This is a genomic window from Microbacterium sp. F1-18 (assembly GCF_052921305.1).
This window is the reverse complement of record NZ_JBREVD010000005.1, coordinates 160,099-177,444: the sequence shown is the minus strand read 5'-3', so window position 1 is coordinate 177,444 and position 17,346 is coordinate 160,099. Positions and strand designations below refer to the sequence as shown.

Here is a 17,346-nt window from a genome sequence, read left to right as displayed (position 1 = left end):
CCATTGTCACCGACCGCGCTTCGGAGCGCGCGGCATCAGTTCGCCGTCGACGACATCGAAGGCCGGGAGATCCGCGAACACATCGTCGTCGAGCGAGCCGGCGGTCTTGGGCTCGAACTCGTCGTCGGGGCGTGAATCGATCGTCATCGACCTCCACTTTTCTCCGCGATCCGCGGAGCGTCGAGGCCTTGACAATGAGATTGGGCTTCGTCCCGCAGCGGTTTAATGTGGTGCTCGTGGGCACCATCTATTACGGAGACGGCGCATCGCCGATCCACATCGACGACCGCACGCTGGCGCACCTCAAGGTCGTCATCGCCACCAAGCTGCGGCGCGGAGAGAGCTTCACGCTCTCATGGCGTCACCCCGACGGCGAACCGACGGGACGCAGCACCATCTGGCTGCACCCCTCGATCCCGCTGAGGTTCGCCTTCGACGACCCCGAGCCGACCACTCTCAGCCGCGAATGGGTCGAGGAGATGGCGAACTCCGCGAACTCGTCCGGCGGCATCATGGTGGTCACCGAGCACATCGACGACCCCGACGCGGTAGCGAAGTCAGGCAACGACGCCACCGCCTGACCGACGCGGGTCCGAGCGGGCGCGTGCCCGTTCAGCCGAGTTCGGGCGCGCCGTCCTCGGCCGGCTCGGGGACGATCGTGAGACCGGCCGGACCGCTCGCGACCTGCATCAGCTCTTCGACCCAGTGCCGGTTGATCCGCGGCTGGCGGCTGCCCGAGAAATGGAACTGCAGCGGCACGGACGGGTGGATCCAGTAGCTGCGACGCTCACCTCCGCGGGGCAGATCGATGTCGAACATGAACGGCTCCGAACGGCGCAGCTTGTTCATGATGACGATGCGCAGGTGCGCCAGAGTCCGGTCGTCGATCTCGACGGAGTTCCCCAGCGTGTCGTAGATGAATCGGCCCACGCGATGAGCCTAACGCGCAACAGACGGTCCGATAAACGACGGACCGTACGAGGGCGACCGGCTAACCGTCGATCTGAGCCGAGGCCTCGACGGCCAGCATCTCAGCCGCCCCCTCTTCGACGCCGATCGGGACGACGACCGGTCTTCCTGCGCTGAACGCCTCCCACTCGCGCAGGACGACGCGCTCGACGTCGACGACGGCGAGGGAGGGATGCGCGGCGGACAGGCGCGCCACGACCCCCGAGAACGACGTCACCACCTGACCTTCGATGGCGAAGCGCTCCTCGGTCGGGGTCACCGGGTGGGAACACATGTTCCCATCGTGTCACCCGTCGCACCGCTTGACGAATGTCAATTCGCGGGCTTTCTCCGGAGACTAGCTACTTGTCAGACGGGGTCGCTGCGCGTCGGATCCGGGGCATGCGCGTCGACCTCGTCGACGGCCTGCTGAAGGCGGCCGAGACACGCGATGACGATGCGTGCTTCCTCGGCCGTCATCCCGTCGACAGCCGCGATCATGCGCTCATGCATGCGACCGAGGGTGTCGCGCACCTCGACGTCGGACTTCTCGGTGGCGACCACGTGCACGCTGCGCCGGTCGCTGGGATGCGCCTGACGCGTGACGTGACCGGACTTCTGCAGACGGTCGATCAGCGCCGTCGTCGACGCCGTCGAGATGCCGAGGTACCGGGAGAGCTCGGTCGGCCCGACGAGGCGGCCCTCGCCGTGCGCCTTGATGAGGTAGCGGAGCACGAGCAGCTCGTTCTCACCCATCGACATCGAGTCGCGCGTGCGGCGGCGCATCGCGGCCTCGGCGGCCCGATAGAGCCGGAACGCCTGGAGCACGGCGATGCCGCGCTCGCGCGGGGTCCCGGGGTCTTCCGAGTCCGACGGATACCAGTAATGGGTCGGTGTCGGAACATCGGGCACTTCGGCATCTTAAGACGCAGCGAGGCTGCGCGCACGTGGCGCGCGCGGGGATTGACTCTCCCGCCCATCCGTGCCGCGCCACGATCCGGAACGCGCACCGTGCCGGGAGCGCCTCACTCGTCGCGGTCGAACCCGAGCGCGGGCCCCTCGCCGTCGATGGTGCGGGCTGGCGGAGCGCCCACCGCCGCGGCAGCACGCGCACGTCGCGCGCTCCGGCTGAGGAGCAGTGCCGCGCCGGCAGCCGAGATCAGCGTCCCCAGGAGCACTCCCAGGCGCGCGCCGTCGGTGTGGACGCCGTCGGCGAAGGACAGGCCCGTGATCAGCAGCGACACGGTGAACCCGATCCCGCAGAGCAGCCCGATCGGCAGCAGGTCGCGCACCTGCACCCCCTCCGGCAGCCGCAGAGGCGTCGTGCGGGTGACGATCGCGGTGGTGCCGAGCACGCCGATCGCTTTTCCGACGACGAGGCCGACCACGATGGCCAGCACGACCGGCTGCGCGATGACCCCGAGCGGGTCGCTCGTTCCGACGACACTGACCCCGGCGGCGAAGAACGCGAACACCGGCAGCGCGATACCCGATGAGACGGGACGCACGAGGTCGTCGTACGTATCGGTGCGCGCCACGCTCTCGCCGTGCACCGGCCGCGCGGGAACGGCGAACCCGAGCAGGACGCCGGCGATCGTGGCGTGCACGCCGGACGCATGGAGGAAGCCCCACACCACGAGTCCGAGGGGCAACAGCACCCACCACCGCGCCCACCGCTGCCGGACGACGACCGCGAACACGGCCGCTGCCGCGAGCGCCACCACGAGCGCCACGATGTGGATCGTCGCGGTGTAGAAGATCGCGATGATCAGGATCGCGAGCAGGTCGTCGACGACGGCGAGCGTGAGCAGGAACGTGCGCAGCCCCGGCGGGAGGCCACGACCGAAGATCGCCAGGACGGCCAGCGCGAAGGCGATGTCGGTCGCGGTCGGGATCGCCCAGCCGCGCAGGGCCTCGGTGTCGCCCGTCGCGACGATCACGACGGTGAAGAGGACCGCGGGCAGCAGCATCCCGCCGACCGCTGCGAGCACCGGAACGGCGGCCTCGCGCGGCCGGCGGAGGCTGCCTGCGACGAACTCGTGCTTGAGCTCGACGCCCACGACGAAGAAGAACAGCGCGAGCAGTCCGTCCGCGGCCCACGTCGACAGCGAGAGGTCCAGGTGCAGGGCAGCGGGCCCGATCGTGAACTCGGACAATGCCGCGTAGGAGCCGGCCAGGGGCGAGTTCGCCCAGATCAGCGCGAGGGCCGCAGCCGCGAGGAGCAGCGCCCCGCCCGTCGTCTCACGCGACAGCCAGCGGCGCAACCGGGCCCGGCGGGGAAGAGCGTCGTACATGCGAGGAGCCTTTCGATCCTCCGCCGGCAGTCGCCGACGGACATGTCGACCAGACTTCCCGACGCACCGACCGACAGTTTACCCTTCGGCGGGCACCGCCGTCGGCCCGTCCTTCGACGCGCGCGCCACGTGGAGTTCCGCGATACGACGGCGGTCCAGCCGCGTGACCTCGATCGTCGCCCCGTCGACCTCGATGCGGTCGCCGACCCGGGCGAGACGTCCGAGCTGCTCGATCACGAAACCGGCCACGGTGTCGGACGTCCCGCGCGGGATCGAGATGCCGGTGGCCTCCTCGAAGTCCTGCAGGTTCAGCCGCCCGTCGACCGGTCCGCCGTCGCCCGCGAGTGGATGCGGCATCGCCTCGGTGTCGTACTCGTCGACGATCTCGCCCACGACCTCCTCGACGAGATCCTCGAGGGTGACGATTCCGTCGGTGCCGCCGTACTCGTCGACGACGACAGCGATCTGGCTGCCTTCCGCCCGCATCGACGTGAGGGTCGGCAGGAGCCGCGCAGTCGAGGGGAAGTACCGGATCGGCCGCACGATCGATTGGAGCGGCTGCGCGTCGTCCGTGCCCGCGGCATCCAGCACGTCGCGCACGTGCACGAACCCGGCGACGTCGTCGATCGTCTGATCGATGATCGGGTAGCGCGAGTAGGGCAGGTCGCGCACGAGCGCGGCGGCCGCCCCGACGGTCTCCCCGCCGGGCAACGACACCACCTCGGGACGCGGACGCATCACCTCGCTCAGCTGACGGTCGCGCAGCGACAGAACGTCGTCGAGGATGCGCCGCTCGTCCTCGGGAAGCCCCTCGTGACTCGACACGATGTCGCGGAGCTCTTCGTCGCTCAGCTCTTCGCCGGTCTTGTTCGGGTCTCCGCCCAGCATCCGCACGAGCAGGTTCGTCGAGATCGACAGCAGCCAGATCACCGGCCTCATGAGCTTCGCGAAACCGTTGAGCACCGGCGCGACGCCGTACGCGAAGGCGGCGTTGCGCTGAATGGCGAGGCGCTTGGGCACCAGCTCGCCGAGCACGAGCGAGAGGTAGGCGATGATCAGCGTCAGGACGATCGTCGCGACGGTCATCGCGGCGGCATCGGACAGCCCCCACGAGACCAGCACGGGTGCGAGCGAGGGGGCGATCGACGAGGCGCCGTACGCCGCCGAGGCGAAGCCCGCGACCGTGACGCCGATCTGAACGGCCGACAGGAACGTGTTGGGGTTCCGCGCGAGTTCCGCGACCTTCTCGCCGCGCTTGCCGCGGAGCGCGAGGGCGTTGACCTGGCTGTCACGAAGGGTGACGAGCGCCATCTCCGTGGCGGCGAAGACGCCACCGATGAGCACGAAGACGACGACGAGGACGATGTTGAGGAGCAGATCGCCGTTCACCGGCGGAACTCGCTCGCGAGACGGGGCGCACCCGGGGTCACCCGGGCGCCGGGACTATCGGAGTCGGAGGCCTGAGAGGCTCGATGCGTCATCGCACAAAACTAGCGGCACCCGCTCGGGATCCGCTGAATGCTTGACAAACACCGAGGCCCCCACGACGTCGGGTACGTCGCGGGGGCCTCAGTCGTGGTCAGGCGCGCGTCCGGCGGCGCAGCACCACGGCCGCCGCGCCGAGCGCGATCGTCAGTCCACCGAACAGCGCGAGCCGCATCAGCTGCTCGCTGCCCGCTCCGGTCGCGGCGAGCGCACCCACCGCGGTGCGGACGGTGTCGTCATCCGTCACCGGGTCTCCGGTCGGCGGCGTCGCCGTGACGGTCGCGGTGTTGGTCACGCCACCGGCGGCGCGATCGCTTGCGGTCACCGTGTACACGGCGGTCGCGGTCACCGACTCACCGGGCGCGAGCACGTGCTGCGCTCCCGGCCAGGCACCGAACACGATCTCGGAGAGTCCGCTCAGCCCGTCTCGCACAGCCACGTCACGGAGCGTGACGTCGCCGGTGTTCGTCACCGTGAAGGTGTAGCGGATGCGGTCGCCGTCGAGCTCACCGCTCTTCGTCAGCGCGATCGCGGGCCCCTGCGGCAGCGGCTGGTCGAACTCGTCCTCGTCGCTCACCGGGTCTCCGGTCGGCGGGGTGCCGGTGACGGATGCCGTGTTCTCGACGACTCCCGCGTCGCGGTCGGCCTGCGTCGGCGTGTAGGTCGCGGTGGCCGTCACCGACTCACCCGGGGCGAGCACGCCCGCCTCAGCGGGCCAGGCACCGTAGGAGAGGTCGGAGAGACCCGGCAGCTCGTCGGCGATCGCGACGTCCGTCAGCGTCACGTCGCCGGTGTTGGTCGCGGTGAAGGTGTAGGTCAGCTCGCCGCCCTCGAGGACGCCGGTCTTGACCAGCGCGATGCCGGGAGTCTGCGCGACCGGCAGCTCGACCTCGTCGTCGTGGGTGACCGGGTCGCCGACGGGCGGGGTGCCTGTCGCGGTCGCGGTGTTCTCGACGACACCCGCGTCGCGGTCGGCCTGCGTCAGCGTGTACGTCGCCGTCGCGGTGACCGACTGGCCCGGGGCCAGCACGCCCTCGGCCTCCGGCCACGCCCCGTAGACGACCGCCGACAGCCCCGGGAGGGCATCGGTGACGGACACGTCGCGAAGCGTGACGTCTCCGGCGTTGCGGACGACGAAGGTGTACGTCGCGACGTCTCCCTCGAGCGCGCCGGTCTTCTTGAGCAGGATGCCGGGTGCCTGCGGCACGGGAACGTCGACGTCGTCCTCGTCGGTCACGGGGTCACCGGTCGGCGGGGTGCCGACCACGGTGGCGGTGTTCTCGACGACACCCGCGTCGCGGTCGGCCTGCGTCAGGGCGTAGGTCGCCGTCGCGGTGACCGACTGACCCGGGGCCAGCACGCCCGACGCGCCGGGCCAGGCACCGTACGAGATCTCGGACAGACCCGGGAGGGCATCGGTGATCGACACGTTCGTCAGACTCACGTCGCCGGTGTTCGTCGCGGTGAACGTGTACGCGACCTCATCGCCGTCGAGGGCGCCGCTCTTCTCGAGCGAGATCGCCGGGACGGGATCGGGCAGCGACACCAGTGCGGGAGCCTCGTCGGACACGGGGTCACCGGCCGGCGGGGTCCCGGCCACGGACGCGACGTTCTCGATGCTGCCCGCCGCGACATCGGCGTCCGTCACGGTGTACGTCGCGGTCGCCGTCACCGACTGGCCGGGGGTGAGCACACCGGGGGCACCGGGCCATGCGCCGAACCGGATCGACGAGAGGCCGGGCTTGGGGTCGGCGAGCGTCACATCGGTGAGCGTCACGCCGCCGTCGTTCGTGATGGTGAAGGCGTAGTCGACGGTGTCTCCCGCGACGCCGCGGTCGCCGGTCGCCAGCACGCCGGTCTTCTCGAGAGAGATCGAGACGCAGTTGGCGTTGACGATGTCGATCAGCGTGCGCTGCAGGGCGGAGAACCCGGCGATGTAGTAGTCGGAGCCCTCCGTCGGCCCGGAGACCTGCCGGATGTGCTCACGGAAGTCGGCCAGCGCCTGGCCCGAGAGGTTGTCGCTCACGCCGATCGGGACGATACGGGTGCCGGTCGCCTTGAGCTCGTTGGCGCTGCGGACCGAAGCGTCCATGACGGCGCGGTCGGTGCTGTTTCCGGGTCCCCGTGCCGGGCTGCCGTACTGGGTCGGGTTGCCGTCGGTGAGGAAGATCAACGCGTCGTAGGTCTCCGGCGACGCGGCGACGGCGGCGACGCCGCGATCCCAGTTCGTGCCGCCCTGAGCGCTCGCCGGACGCTGGATGCCGTTGACGTAGGCGCCGACGGCGTCGACTCCGGCCTCGTCGGCGAGCGACGTCAGGGGCAGCGGGCTGTTCGAGGGGCCGCTGGTGGCGGGAGCGTTGGAAGCGAAGTTGTGTACGGCGAGCTGGAGCGGATAGCCCTCGAGCGCCTGCGCCAGTCCGGCCAGCTCGGAGCGGGTCTGCGCGAGCTGCGTGTCGGTCACCGAATTGGACAAGTCGACGCTGATGGCGATGTTCATCTGGCAGTGCTCGCTCAGCGCGGGGTTCGTCGACGGCGGCACGTCGGACTCGACGGCCTGCGCGCCGACCGCGCCGCCGAGAGCGAGGGCCGACGAGAGGGCTGCCGCGAGCACGCCTCTCGCAACGGTACGGGCGCGACGTCGTCGCGGCGGCGGTGAATCTGGGCGCAGGTATTTCACGGTCATCCTTCGGGTAAAGGGCACAGCGCTCGGGCAGCGACTGTGGGAGCGCAGCGAACGCGCATCCGCTCGACCCTGGCGGCGACCGCCCCTCTGTCACGCGTGAGGGCCGGGAACTTCACCTCGCATTTCATCCCGGCTTCGCGCGACCGGTCCTCGCCCACCAGAATGCTCTGGTGCACACCCGGCTCCTCTGGTCGCTGCTGATCGCTGCTCTGGCGTTGAACGCCGTCTACGGCGGCGTCGCGGGAGTACTCGTCCCCGCCCAGATCGCCCGCGCCGACCCCGCCCATAAGGACGCCGTCCTCGCTGTCGTGCTCACCGCGTCGTCATTGCTCACCCTCGTCGTCCATCCGCTGGCGGGTGCAGCGTCGGACCGGACGCGCTCGCGCTGGGGACGGCGGGCACCCTGGATCCTCGCGGGCGCTGCCGGCAGCGCCGCCGTGATGGTGGTGCTGGGCCACGCCGAGTCGGTCTGGGCCGTCGCCGTGGGGTGGCTGGTGCTGCAGCCGCTCCTGAACGTGTTGGAGGCTCCGCTCGACGCGGTGCTGGCCGACCGCGTCGGACCGTCGCGGCGGCCCCGGGCGGCGGCCTTCTTCGGCATGGGCGCCGCGGGCGGACTCGCCGCCGGCGCAGCGGGCGCCGGTCTCGGCGTCGCCCATGCGCCGCTGGTGTACATCGCGCTGGCGGCCGGGCTGATGATCGCCGCGGTCTTCTTCGTGGCCGCGAACCCCGACCGCTCCAACGCCCCGAGGGCCGCTCGACTGCCTGTCCGAGAGGCGTGGGCGTCGCGCGACCTCCGGCTCGTCTTCACCGCACGGTTCTTCCTCGTGCTGGGGCATCAGCTGGTGATGGGGTACCTGCTGTACATCGTGATGGACCTCACGGGCGCCTCCGTCGAGGAGGCCGGCCGCACCGCGAGCCTCGTCATCGGCCTGCACATCGTCAGCCTCGTCGGCGGGTCCGTAGCCGGCGCACTCTGGATCCGGCGCCGCGTGCCCTGGGTGGTCGCGGCGAGCGCGGTCCTGGCGGCATCCCTCCTGATCCCTCTCGCCGCGCCCAGCGTCGCCGGTCTCGTGGCGTTCGCCGTCATCGGCGGGGCCGCCCGTGGGGTGTACCTGGCGGCGGATCTGGCCCTCATGATCGACGTCCTGCCGTCGGCCGGCGATTCCGGGCGAGATCTCGGATTGCTGGGGCTCGCGACGATCGTGCCGCAGACGCTCGCGCCGGCGATCGCAGGGCTCGTGCTGTTCGTCGGCTCCGGGTCCTACGGCGTCCTGTTCGTCTTGGCCGCGTCGGCGGCGCTGGCATCGACCGCGGTGATCGCCCGCGTGGGGTCGACACCGGTGAGGAGACCGTAGGCGAGGGCGGCCGCGATCGCCTCCTCGCGCGACGATGCGCCGAGCTTGCGGTACAGCGAGCGACGCTGCGACTTCACGGTGTTGACCGAGACGTGTAAGCGCGCGGCGATCTCCTCGACGCTCGCGGTGTCGACGAGGTGACGGGCGACGACAGCCTCCCGCGCCGTGAGCTGCGGGGCGACCCCCGCGACCGTGATCGGCGCCGGCACGTCGTCGACCTCGCCCGCGAAGAGATCGTGCTCGTCGGCGGGGATGACGAGGAACGGGGTGCGCAGACCGTAGGTGCGAGCGAGCGTGCCCGCACGCTGGGCGAGGGTGCGGGCGTCGACGACCCGGCCCACCCGGTGGAGCAGGATCGCCTCGAGCGCCGCGGACTCGGTCCGCTGTCGTGGAGTGCGCGCCGCGACGGCGTTGAGGAGCTTCAGCGCACGTTCGTGCTGACGGTCGAAGACCGCGACGCGGGCGGCGGCGAGCATCACCTCGGGGACGTCGGACGAACGCGAGGTGAGCCGGCGCGCCGACGCCAGGTCGCCCGCGGCGAGCGCCAGGGCGCTCTCGGTGGCGTCGAGCACGCGCGCGGCCGGCGAACCGGACGCGATCCGTCGTCCACGACGACTGCGCAGCGCGCGCAGCCGCTCGAGACCCTCGTGGGGGCGACCGGCGGAGACGTCGGTCCATGCGCGCACCATGGCGATCGCCGACCAATGCTCGATGGTGTCGATGATCGGCCAGATCGGGGCGATCGCAGCCTCCGCGGCGCCGACGTCGCCGCGTTCGAGCGCGAGTTGACTCTCGGCGATCCACAGCATGCTGCCCTGATACTCGTTGAGGATGTCGTCCGGCCAGGGACGTCCGGTGGCCTGCGCCGCCCAGGTCTGCGCCGCCGGAAGATCGCCTATCTTGGCGTGGACGAGGGCCAGGCCGCCGTACGCGACGAGTTCGACGCTCGGTCGCACGGCCGTCGCGAGCGCCTGTTCGAACTGTTCGACCGCCGCCTCGTCGTCACCGCCGTACAGCAGGCTGATCGCCGCGTGGGCGTGCAGATCGCCGCGCAGCCCGCGCAGCTGCTCGAGATCGGCTGCCGGCAGCTCGTCGAGGATGCGCGCCGCCGCGCGGGCAGCGCGCAGACCGCGGTCGCCGACGCCGGTGAGCCGGCGCGCGACCGACTCGACGACGCGCAGCAGGGCACGGTCGGCCGGTTCGCTCTGGCCCGTCTGGACTCCGAGCAGCGCGACGCCCAGCAGCTCGGCCGCGCGGACCTTGTGTTCCCGGCGGGCGTTGAGGATGAGGGCCTGCGCGAGGGCGATGACGGGCCAGCGCCGCAGCTGCAGCAGCGGGATCGGACGCAGCGCCGCGGCGATGCGGGGGCCGTTGCCCCAGAGCAGCTTGAGCCCGTCGCGGCGCAGGGCCGCGTCGACGATGTCGAGGGCGTCCGCAGCGGCGCCCTCCACGAGCGCGCCGAGCCCCGAGCCTTCCCGGAGCAGCGCACGGGCGGCGCGGTGGCGGATCGCGCGCTGCTCGCCCTCGGGAATGGGCGTCGCCGCAAGCGTCGCGGCACGGATCGGCGCCGTGAGCGCGAAGATCAGCGTGCCGTCGTCGGTGCGCCATTCGCCGTGCCCCGCCCGCTCGGCCCGCTCGATGACGGCGTCGTCGCCGCCGAGCTGGGCGGCGAGCGCGGGTGTGAGGAACTCGGGCACCGCCAGGGCGGCGGCCGAGGCCGGCAGCGGATGCGGCGCGAGGCGCGCGAGCACGAGTCGAACCGCATCGGCGTCGACGACGTTCGCCTCGACGACCGCGACGACGGCCGCGGGGAGTCCGCCCGTCACCAGCTGCACGGTGCGGGGATTCAGGTGGGAGTCGCGCGCGGCGACGTAGGCGATCGTCTCGTCGAGCGTGAAGGCGAGATCGCGTACCCATTCCACGTCCCAGGCCAGCGGGACGGCGCGGGCGCTGCGTACGGCGAGCCGAACGACGAGATCGGGCCGGGTGATGCGCAGCTGCCGCACCCGCTCCCAGGCGTCGGGCGCGAGGGCGTCGCCGTCGTCGATGACGAGCGTGCGCGAGACCACGTCGGGGATGCGGCCGTCGCCGGCCCACGTGACGTCGTCACGCTCCTCTGCGAACTGGCGCAGCAGCGTGCTCGCGCCGGCGCCGTCCGGACCGAGCAGAGCGACCAGGGGCGCGGGCGACGCAAGCGCCGAGAGCAGACGTGGGCGGTCCAGGCGCACCGGCGCGCGCAGGGGTGCCATGGTTGGAATGCTAACGGAGCCGCCCCGCCGGAGTCGACGCCGCACGACCGGGCGACCGCCCCCGCGGGTGGCGGGATGTGCCACGATTCAAGGATGGACGAGGGAGTTGCCGCCGAGCTTCGAGCCCTCCGCAACCGCGCCTACGCGCCGGGCGGCGACATCGCCGACGACCCGGTGGCACTGGCACGACTGGCCGAGCTCGAGGAACGCGAACGCGTACGTCGGCTGCCGCACGCGCACACGCCCGCCCCGGAGCCGGAGCTGCCGCCGATCTTCGACACGGTGCCGAACACGTCAGCGGTCCGGTCCGACGAGACGCGGGACGACGAGTCCCAGGGGCACGGGTCCGGGGGTCACGAGTCCGGGAATGGCGCCGCGGACCCGACGGTCCCTCGCGCGCGACGGCCGCGACCCCTGCTCATGTGGGCCGGGTCGCTCGTCGCCGTGGCAGCCCTCGCGGTCGGCGTCACGGCGTTCGCGACGGCGCGCAGCGCCTCGACCGCGACGGCGCTGCCGCCGGACGCGCGCGTCTCGCACGTCACGACGCTGCTGCCGACGGGGGCCGAGTTGCCGGAGTTCTTCGGCGGCTACGACCGGAACCGCGAGGGCCGGTCGTTCGAGCCCTTCCTGGGACTCGCCGTGTTCGAGACCCCCAGCTTCTGGTCGCTCGACGAGAGCGAGTCCGAGTCCTGCGTCATCGTCACGCGGGTCGCCGACGTCGAGTCGTCGACGAGCGACTCCTGGTCGGGATTCATGGACCAGGGCTGCTCCGCCGGCGCGTTCCCCGCTGCCGTCTCCTTCGTCGTTCGCGATGATCAGCCCGAGGATCTCCTCGCCCGCTACCCCATCGGCACCGCGATGCAGCTGGTGCTGACGGATGCCGGCGTCGACGTGTTCGTGTCGGAGGCCCCGACGTCCTCCGCGGCCCCGGAGGCGCCCGACGGCGCCACGGGTCAGCCGGCCGGCTGAGTGATGACGTCGGACTCGGCGGTCACACCGTTGAGCTCGACGTAGAGGTGCCGCTCGGTGACCGAGACCGTCACGGTGTTGCGGCGGTCGAGGGCCGTGACGAGGGTGTCGATGAAGCCCGGCTCGAAGCTGTGCAGGGCGATGTCCGAGACACGGTGGATCTTCTTCCCCGCCCACGCCGCGACGATCGGTCCGGGGTTGCGCTGCGTGTACACCGCGACGCGGTCGGCCTGCTTGCTGCCGAGGTGCAGCCGTGAGGCATCCGGCGCCCCCACTTCGATCCAGGCGACGATCGATCCGGTCAGGTCGCGGACGAGCACGGCCGGCTCGTCCTTCGCGGCGATGCCCTCGGTGAAATCGATGCCCTCCTCGTACTCGAGGCAGTAGGCGAGCAACCGGGTGAGCATGAAGGCATCCGTCTCGGAGGGATGCCGCGCGAGGCGCAGCGCGAACGACTCGTACACGCCGCGGTCGACGTCTGCGAGCGTCGCATCGAACGTGTGGATCGTCGCCCCGGCAGCCATGAGGAACGAGCCTAGCCGCCCCCGGGTGCACCACCGTGTGCGACGCTGTTCTCATGCGGATCGCACTGACGGGATCATCGGGAAAACTCGGCACGGTCGTCGCTCGTGAGCTCACGGCGGCGGGCCACGAGGTCATCGGCTTCGACGTCGTCGGCACGCGCGGGCCCGCGTTCGTGCAGATCGACCTGACCGACTACGGCCAGGTCGTCGACGCTTTCGGCTCGGTGGGCGACCGCCACGACGGCGTCGACGCGATCGTGCACCTCGGCGCGGTCCCGGCCCCCGGTATCCGTCCCGACATCGCGACCTTCCACAACAACATGGCCGCGACCTTCAACGTCTTCCACGCCGCGACACGACTCGGCATCGACCGGATCGTGTACGCCTCGAGCGAGACGGTGCAGGGACTGCCGTTCGACGTTCCGCCGCCGTACATCCCCGTCGACGAGGAGTACCCCGCGCGCCCCGAGTCGGTGTACTCGCTCGTGAAGCACCTCGAGGAGCAGCTCGCGATCGAGCTCGTGCGCTGGCACCCGGGCCTGTCGATCACGGCGCTGCGGTTCTCGAACGTCATGGTTCCCGAGGACTACGCCGAGTTCCCCTCCTTCGACGCCGACCCGGTGCGCCGCAAGTGGAACGTGTGGAGCTACATCGACGCACGCGACGGCGCCCAGGCCGTGATGCGTGCACTCGAGAACGCGCCGGCGGGATTCGACCGGTTCCTGATCGCAGCCGCCGACACCGTCATGTCACGCCCGAACGCCGAGCTCGTGGCCGAGGTCTTCCCCGACGTCGAGGTCCGCGGCGAGCTCGGCACGAACCGGTCGCTCTTCTCGACGGAGAAGGCGCGGCGGCTCCTGGGGTACGAGCCGAAGCACTCCTGGCGCGACCACGTCTGAGGCGGTCTAGCCGGCATCCGCCGCGACGACGCGGCGGGCCTGCTCGGCCGCGCCGAGCGCGACGTATTCGCCGGGGGCGGGAACCTCGACGTCGAGGCCGAAGACCGCGGGAGCGATCTGCTGCACGGCCGCCGACCGCGCTCCCCCGCCGACCAGGAGCACCCGGCGCAGCGGTACCCCCTGATCGCGCAGGGCCCCCTGATCGCGCAGGGCGTCGAGCCCGGCGCCGAGCCCGGACAGCATCCCCTCCACCGCGGCGCGGGCGAGGTTCTCGCGGGTGGTGGAGGCCAGCGTCATCCCGCTCAGCACAGCCGTCGCGTCCGGCAGGTTCGGGGTGCGCTCACCCTCGAAGTACGGCACGAGGGTCAGCCCGCCCGCACCGGGATCGGCCGACAGCGCCAGCTGCGACAGCCCGTCGTGGTCGACCCCGAGCAACGCCGCGACCACGTCGAGCACGCGTGCCGCGTTGAGCGTGCACACGAGCGGCAGATGGTGACCGTCTGCCGAGGCGAAGCCCGCGACGGTTCCGGTCGCATCGATCGCGGGCGTGTCGCTCACTGCGAAGACGGTGCCGGACGTGCCGATCGAGACGACGACGTCGCCGAGGCCCGCGCCGACGCCGAGAGCGGATGCCGCATTGTCGCCGGCACCCGCGGCGACCCGCCGGCCAGCCCTGTCCTCGACCCATTCGTCGGCGGCGAGCACCCGCGGCACGACGACGTCGTGTCCGAGGGCCGACACGAGAAGCTCGCGGTCGTATTCACCCGTGACGGCGCTCCAGTACCCGGTTCCCGACGCGTCGGAACGGTCGGTGACGAGCTCGCCGAGAACCGCGGCCCCGGCTGAGCCGTCGGCGGCGGGGCCGAAACCGCGCAGCCGCCAGGTCAGCCAGTCGTGCGGCAGCGCCACCGCCGCCGTGCGCCCAGCGTTCTGCGGCTCGTGGTCGCGCAGCCATCGCAGCTTGCTGATCGTGAACGAGGCGACCGGGACGAGCCCGGTGCGTTCGGCGAGGCGCTCGGCGCCGAACTCGGCCACGAGATCGGATGCCGCCTGCGCCGACCTCGTGTCGTTCCACAGCAGGGCGTCGCGCACGACCGCCCCCTGCTCGTCGAGCGCGACGAGACCGTGCTGCTGACCGCCGATCGACCACGCCGCGACGTCGGACATCCCGCCCGCGAGCTCGACGGCAGCCTGCAGCGCAGCCCACCAGGCTTCGGGGTCGACGCTCGTGCCGTCCGGGTGGGGCGCACGCCCCTCCCGGACGACCCGACCGGTGTCGGCGTCGACGATCACGACCTTGCACGATTGGGTCGACGAGTCGACACCCATGACCAGCGTCATGCCGGCATCCTTCTCTCTCGCGTTGCGGGGCTCGTCGCGCTCAGGCGTCAGCGCGCACCGAGCAGGTGCTCGGTCGCGAGCTGCTGCAGACGGACGAACCCGAAGCCCTTGCCGCCGAGGTAGGCGTCGGTGTCGAAGTCCTCGTAGGCCGAGCGGTCGGCGACGAAGTCGTCGTAGCTCTCCCCCTCGCCGAACGTCGGCTGCGCCAGCTCGGGAACGCGGGCGGCCTCGAGCGCCTCCTGGACCTCGGGGTCGGCGCGGAACGCCGCGGCCCGCTCCTTGAGCAGCAGGTAGGTGCGCATGTTCGCGGCAGCGGAGTCCCAGACGCCGGTCTCGTCTTCGGTGCGGCTCGGCTTGTAGTCGAAGTGACGGGGTCCGTCGTACGCCGGGCCGCCGTTCGGGCCGCCGTTCTCGAGGAGGTCCACGAGGGCGAACGCGTTGTGCAGGTCACCGTGACCGAACACGAGGTCCTGGTCGTACTTGATGCCGCGCTGACCGTTGAGATCGATGTGGAAGAGCTTGCCGTGGTACAGGGCCTGCGCGATGCCTGCCGCGAAGTTCAGCCCCGCCATCTGCTCGTGCCCGACCTCGGGGTTCAGCCCGACGAGTTCAGGACGCTCGAGCGACTCGATGAAGGCGAGGGCGTGACCGACGGTCGGAAGCAGGATGTCGCCGCGCGGCTCGTTCGGCTTCGGCTCGATCGCGAAGCGCAGGTTGTAGCCCTTCTCGACGACGTAGTCGCCGAGGAAGTTCACCGCCTCGCGGTAGCGCTCCAGGGCCTGGCGGACGTCCTTCGCCGAGTCGTACTCGGCGCCCTCGCGGCCGCCCCACATGACGAAGGTCTCGGCGCCGAGCTCGGCGCCGAGGTCGATCTGCCGCAGCACCTTGCGGATGGCGAAGCGGCGGACCGCACGGTCGTTCGAGGTGAAGCCGCCGTCCTTGAAGACGGGAGCGCTGAAGAGGTTGGTGGTGACCATGGGAACGGTCAGACCGGTGTCGGCGAGCGCGCCCTTGAGGCGATCGATCTGCGTCTGCCGCTCGCTGTCGCTGGATCCGAACGCGAACAGGTCGTCGTCGTGGAACGTCAGTCCTGCGGCCCCGAGCTCGGCGAGCTTCTCGACCGCGTGGACGACGTCGAGGGGCGGACGGGTCGGGCCGCCGAACGGGTCGGTGCCGTTGTAGCCGATGGTCCAGAGGCCGAACGTGAACTTGTCGGCCGGGGTCGGGGTGCGCATGCGTGCTCCTTCGCTTCGATTGCTGCGGGCTCAGCGTAAGTCGATTTGTCTATTACGTCAACAAACTGGATTCTCGTAGGCTGATCCCGTGAGTGTCGCGCCGGGAACCGCCGAACTCGTCCGGCGCGTGAATCTCGCTCGGATGCTCGTCGTCGTGCACCGGGACGGGCCGATCTCGCGCGCCGCGCTGACTGCCGAACTCGGCCTCAACCGCTCGACCATCGGCGCGCTGACGGCAGAGCTCGCGCGCCTGGGGCTCGTCACCGAGACCGCCGGCGCCCCCGAGGGGCGCATCGGTCGCCCCTCCCCGGTCATCACCGCACGCGCCGATGTCGTCGCCGTCGCCGTGAACCCGGAGGTCGACGCCGTGACGCTCGCCGCCGTCGGCCTCGACCGCCGTGTGCACGCCCGCCGCCGCGCGCTCACGACGGCCCTCATCACGCCGCAGGAGCTCGCGTCGCTCATCGCGGAGACCATCGAGGACTGGCGAGCGGGCCCGCTCGCGGCGACGACGGCCATCGGTGTCGGCGTCGCCGTCCCGGGCTTGGTCGAGCCCGCAGCCGGTCTCGTCGTGCACGCCCCGCACCTGCGTTGGACGAACGCTCCGCTCGCCGAGCTCGTGACGGCAGCCACGGGCACGCCCACGACGGTCGGCAATGACGCGTCGTACGGCGCGCACGCCGAGTACCTCTTCGGCGCTGCCCGCGGCGTCGCCGATGTGATCTACCTCAACGGCGGGGCGAGCGGCATCGGCGGCGGGCTCGTCGTCGGGGGCGCACTCGTCGGCGGCGCGCGCGGCCTGGCCGGCGAGTTCGGGCACAACCCCGCGATATTCGAGGATGCCGCAGACCGCCGTTCCGGCGAGCACGCCGCCCTGGAGGACGAAGTGAGCCGGCACCGCCTGATCGCTTCGCTCGGACTTCCCGGCGCAGACGACGCCGAGCTGCGCGCCGCTGTCCACGGGGCCGCGAACCCCGCTGCTCGCGCCGAGCTGCGCCGGCAGCGCCGTATCCTGGCTTCGGCGGTCGCGAGCGCCGTCAACGTCCTCGACCCGGCGGTGGTGGTGCTCGGCGGTTTCCTCGCTCCCCTCGTCGAAAGCGACGTGGACGAGTTCGCCGAGGCCGTCGCTCGGCAGACCATCTCGGCCGCCTGCCCGCTCGTACGCACCGCCGAGCTGGGCGACGACCGGCTCCTCGTCGGCGCTGCCGAGACGGCGTTCGCCGACCTCCTCGCCGATCCGGTGCCCGTCATGACCGGGTCGGGCGCGCCGATGACCGATTCAGCGGCCGCGTCAAGCGCGACCTCTGCCACGCGCTGAACTCGTACGATCGAACAGGCGCGCAGCGTCGCGCCGTCCGCCCCGA

The 17,346-nt window shown here is 71.4% G+C and carries 16 protein-coding genes; 5 read left to right on the top strand and 11 right to left on the bottom strand.

From position 1 onward, the window contains the following. Window positions 1-6: 6 nt before the first annotated feature. Entirely contained in the window at window positions 7-147 is a 141-nt protein-coding gene (locus ACU6RU_RS14425) for a hypothetical protein (protein WP_183045352.1), read from the bottom strand. 89 nt (window positions 148-236) lie between these two features. On the opposite strand from ACU6RU_RS14425, the gene ACU6RU_RS14420 reads away from it, so the two are divergent. Next, on the top strand, window positions 237-581 hold the full coding sequence (locus ACU6RU_RS14420) for a DUF7882 family protein (protein ID WP_120264507.1): 345 nt from the start codon (window positions 237-239) through the stop codon (window positions 579-581). A gap of 31 nt (window positions 582-612) precedes the next feature. Here ACU6RU_RS14420 and ACU6RU_RS14415 read toward each other — a convergent pair whose 3' ends face one another. From ACU6RU_RS14415 to ACU6RU_RS14390, 6 genes are all read right to left on the bottom strand, one after another. Next, entirely contained in the window at window positions 613-930 is a 318-nt protein-coding gene (locus ACU6RU_RS14415; RefSeq protein ID WP_120264170.1) for a DUF7882 family protein, read from the bottom strand. A 61-nt stretch (window positions 931-991) separates the two neighbouring features. Continuing rightward, complete coding sequence (locus ACU6RU_RS14410) at window positions 992-1,243, bottom strand: hypothetical protein (protein ID WP_147374392.1); 252 nt, start codon at window positions 1,241-1,243, stop codon at window positions 992-994. A gap of 74 nt (window positions 1,244-1,317) precedes the next feature. Beyond that, window positions 1,318-1,860, bottom strand: a complete 543-nt coding sequence (locus ACU6RU_RS14405) for a MarR family winged helix-turn-helix transcriptional regulator (protein WP_289330313.1) — start codon at window positions 1,858-1,860, stop codon at window positions 1,318-1,320. Window positions 1,861-1,973: 113 nt separating this feature from the next. Next, complete coding sequence (gene nhaA / locus ACU6RU_RS14400) at window positions 1,974-3,242, bottom strand: Na+/H+ antiporter NhaA (protein WP_446726893.1); 1,269 nt, start codon at window positions 3,240-3,242, stop codon at window positions 1,974-1,976. 78 nt (window positions 3,243-3,320) lie between these two features. Next, window positions 3,321-4,631: a hemolysin family protein gene (locus tag ACU6RU_RS14395; protein ID WP_120264167.1), complete on the bottom strand. Its 1,311-nt coding sequence runs from the start codon at window positions 4,629-4,631 to the stop codon at window positions 3,321-3,323. 190 nt (window positions 4,632-4,821) lie between these two features. Continuing rightward, window positions 4,822-7,338 (bottom strand): DUF7507 domain-containing protein, encoded by a 2,517-nt coding sequence (locus ACU6RU_RS14390; RefSeq protein ID WP_446726892.1) that lies wholly within the window; start codon window positions 7,336-7,338, stop codon window positions 4,822-4,824. A gap of 242 nt (window positions 7,339-7,580) precedes the next feature. On the opposite strand from ACU6RU_RS14390, the gene ACU6RU_RS14385 reads away from it, so the two are divergent. Then, window positions 7,581-8,765: an MFS transporter gene (locus ACU6RU_RS14385; RefSeq protein ID WP_446726891.1), complete on the top strand. Its 1,185-nt coding sequence runs from the start codon at window positions 7,581-7,583 to the stop codon at window positions 8,763-8,765. On the opposite strand, the gene ACU6RU_RS14380 is transcribed toward ACU6RU_RS14385, so the two are convergent. Then, window positions 8,672-11,014 (bottom strand): response regulator transcription factor, encoded by a 2,343-nt coding sequence (locus tag ACU6RU_RS14380; RefSeq protein WP_446726890.1) that lies wholly within the window; start codon window positions 11,012-11,014, stop codon window positions 8,672-8,674. The two genes, ACU6RU_RS14385 and ACU6RU_RS14380, sit on opposite strands and share 94 nt — an antisense overlap. 93 nt (window positions 11,015-11,107) lie before the next feature. Here ACU6RU_RS14380 and ACU6RU_RS14375 point away from each other — a divergent pair, with 93 nt between their 5' ends. Further along, complete coding sequence (locus ACU6RU_RS14375) at window positions 11,108-11,983, top strand: hypothetical protein (protein ID WP_446726889.1); 876 nt, start codon at window positions 11,108-11,110, stop codon at window positions 11,981-11,983. Here the strand turns inward: ACU6RU_RS14375 and ACU6RU_RS14370 are convergent. Continuing rightward, complete coding sequence (locus ACU6RU_RS14370; RefSeq protein ID WP_120264162.1) at window positions 11,968-12,507, bottom strand: YaeQ family protein; 540 nt, start codon at window positions 12,505-12,507, stop codon at window positions 11,968-11,970. The two genes, ACU6RU_RS14375 and ACU6RU_RS14370, sit on opposite strands and share 16 nt — an antisense overlap. Window positions 12,508-12,560: 53 nt before the next feature. Between ACU6RU_RS14370 and ACU6RU_RS14365 the strand changes: the two genes are divergently transcribed. After that, complete coding sequence (locus ACU6RU_RS14365) at window positions 12,561-13,406, top strand: NAD-dependent epimerase/dehydratase family protein (protein WP_446726888.1); 846 nt, start codon at window positions 12,561-12,563, stop codon at window positions 13,404-13,406. Window positions 13,407-13,412: 6 nt separating this feature from the next. On the opposite strand, the gene xylB is transcribed toward ACU6RU_RS14365, so the two are convergent. Together xylB and xylA are read right to left on the bottom strand one after the other, a co-directional pair. Then, window positions 13,413-14,747, bottom strand: a complete 1,335-nt coding sequence (xylB, locus tag ACU6RU_RS14360) for a xylulokinase (protein ID WP_446726887.1) — start codon at window positions 14,745-14,747, stop codon at window positions 13,413-13,415. 47 nt (window positions 14,748-14,794) lie between these two features. Next, complete coding sequence (xylA, locus tag ACU6RU_RS14355; protein WP_120264161.1) at window positions 14,795-15,982, bottom strand: xylose isomerase; 1,188 nt, start codon at window positions 15,980-15,982, stop codon at window positions 14,795-14,797. Window positions 15,983-16,070: 88 nt separating this feature from the next. On the opposite strand from xylA, the gene ACU6RU_RS14350 reads away from it, so the two are divergent. After that, window positions 16,071-17,300, top strand: a complete 1,230-nt coding sequence (locus ACU6RU_RS14350; RefSeq protein ID WP_446726886.1) for an ROK family transcriptional regulator — start codon at window positions 16,071-16,073, stop codon at window positions 17,298-17,300. The last annotated feature ends 46 nt before the right edge of the window (window positions 17,301-17,346 follow it).

Bases quoted from the DNA above. Each gene is read 5' to 3' on its own strand.
- ACU6RU_RS14425 (WP_183045352.1), bottom strand. From the start codon at position 147: ATGACGATCGATTCACGCCCCGACGACGAGTTCGAGCCCAAGACCGCC.
- ACU6RU_RS14410 (WP_147374392.1), bottom strand. From the start codon at position 1,243: ATGTGTTCCCACCCGGTGACCCCGACCGAGGAGCGCTTCGCCATCGAA.
- nhaA (WP_446726893.1), bottom strand. From the start codon at position 3,242: ATGTACGACGCTCTTCCCCGCCGGGCCCGGTTGCGCCGCTGGCTGTCG.
- ACU6RU_RS14380 (WP_446726890.1), bottom strand. From the start codon at position 11,014: ATGGCACCCCTGCGCGCGCCGGTGCGCCTGGACCGCCCACGTCTGCTC.
- ACU6RU_RS14375 (WP_446726889.1), top strand. From the start codon at position 11,108: ATGGACGAGGGAGTTGCCGCCGAGCTTCGAGCCCTCCGCAACCGCGCC.
- ACU6RU_RS14370 (WP_120264162.1), bottom strand. From the start codon at position 12,507: ATGGCTGCCGGGGCGACGATCCACACGTTCGATGCGACGCTCGCAGAC.
- ACU6RU_RS14365 (WP_446726888.1), top strand. From the start codon at position 12,561: ATGCGGATCGCACTGACGGGATCATCGGGAAAACTCGGCACGGTCGTC.
- xylB (WP_446726887.1), bottom strand. From the start codon at position 14,747: ATGACGCTGGTCATGGGTGTCGACTCGTCGACCCAATCGTGCAAGGTC.
- xylA (WP_120264161.1), bottom strand. From the start codon at position 15,982: ATGCGCACCCCGACCCCGGCCGACAAGTTCACGTTCGGCCTCTGGACC.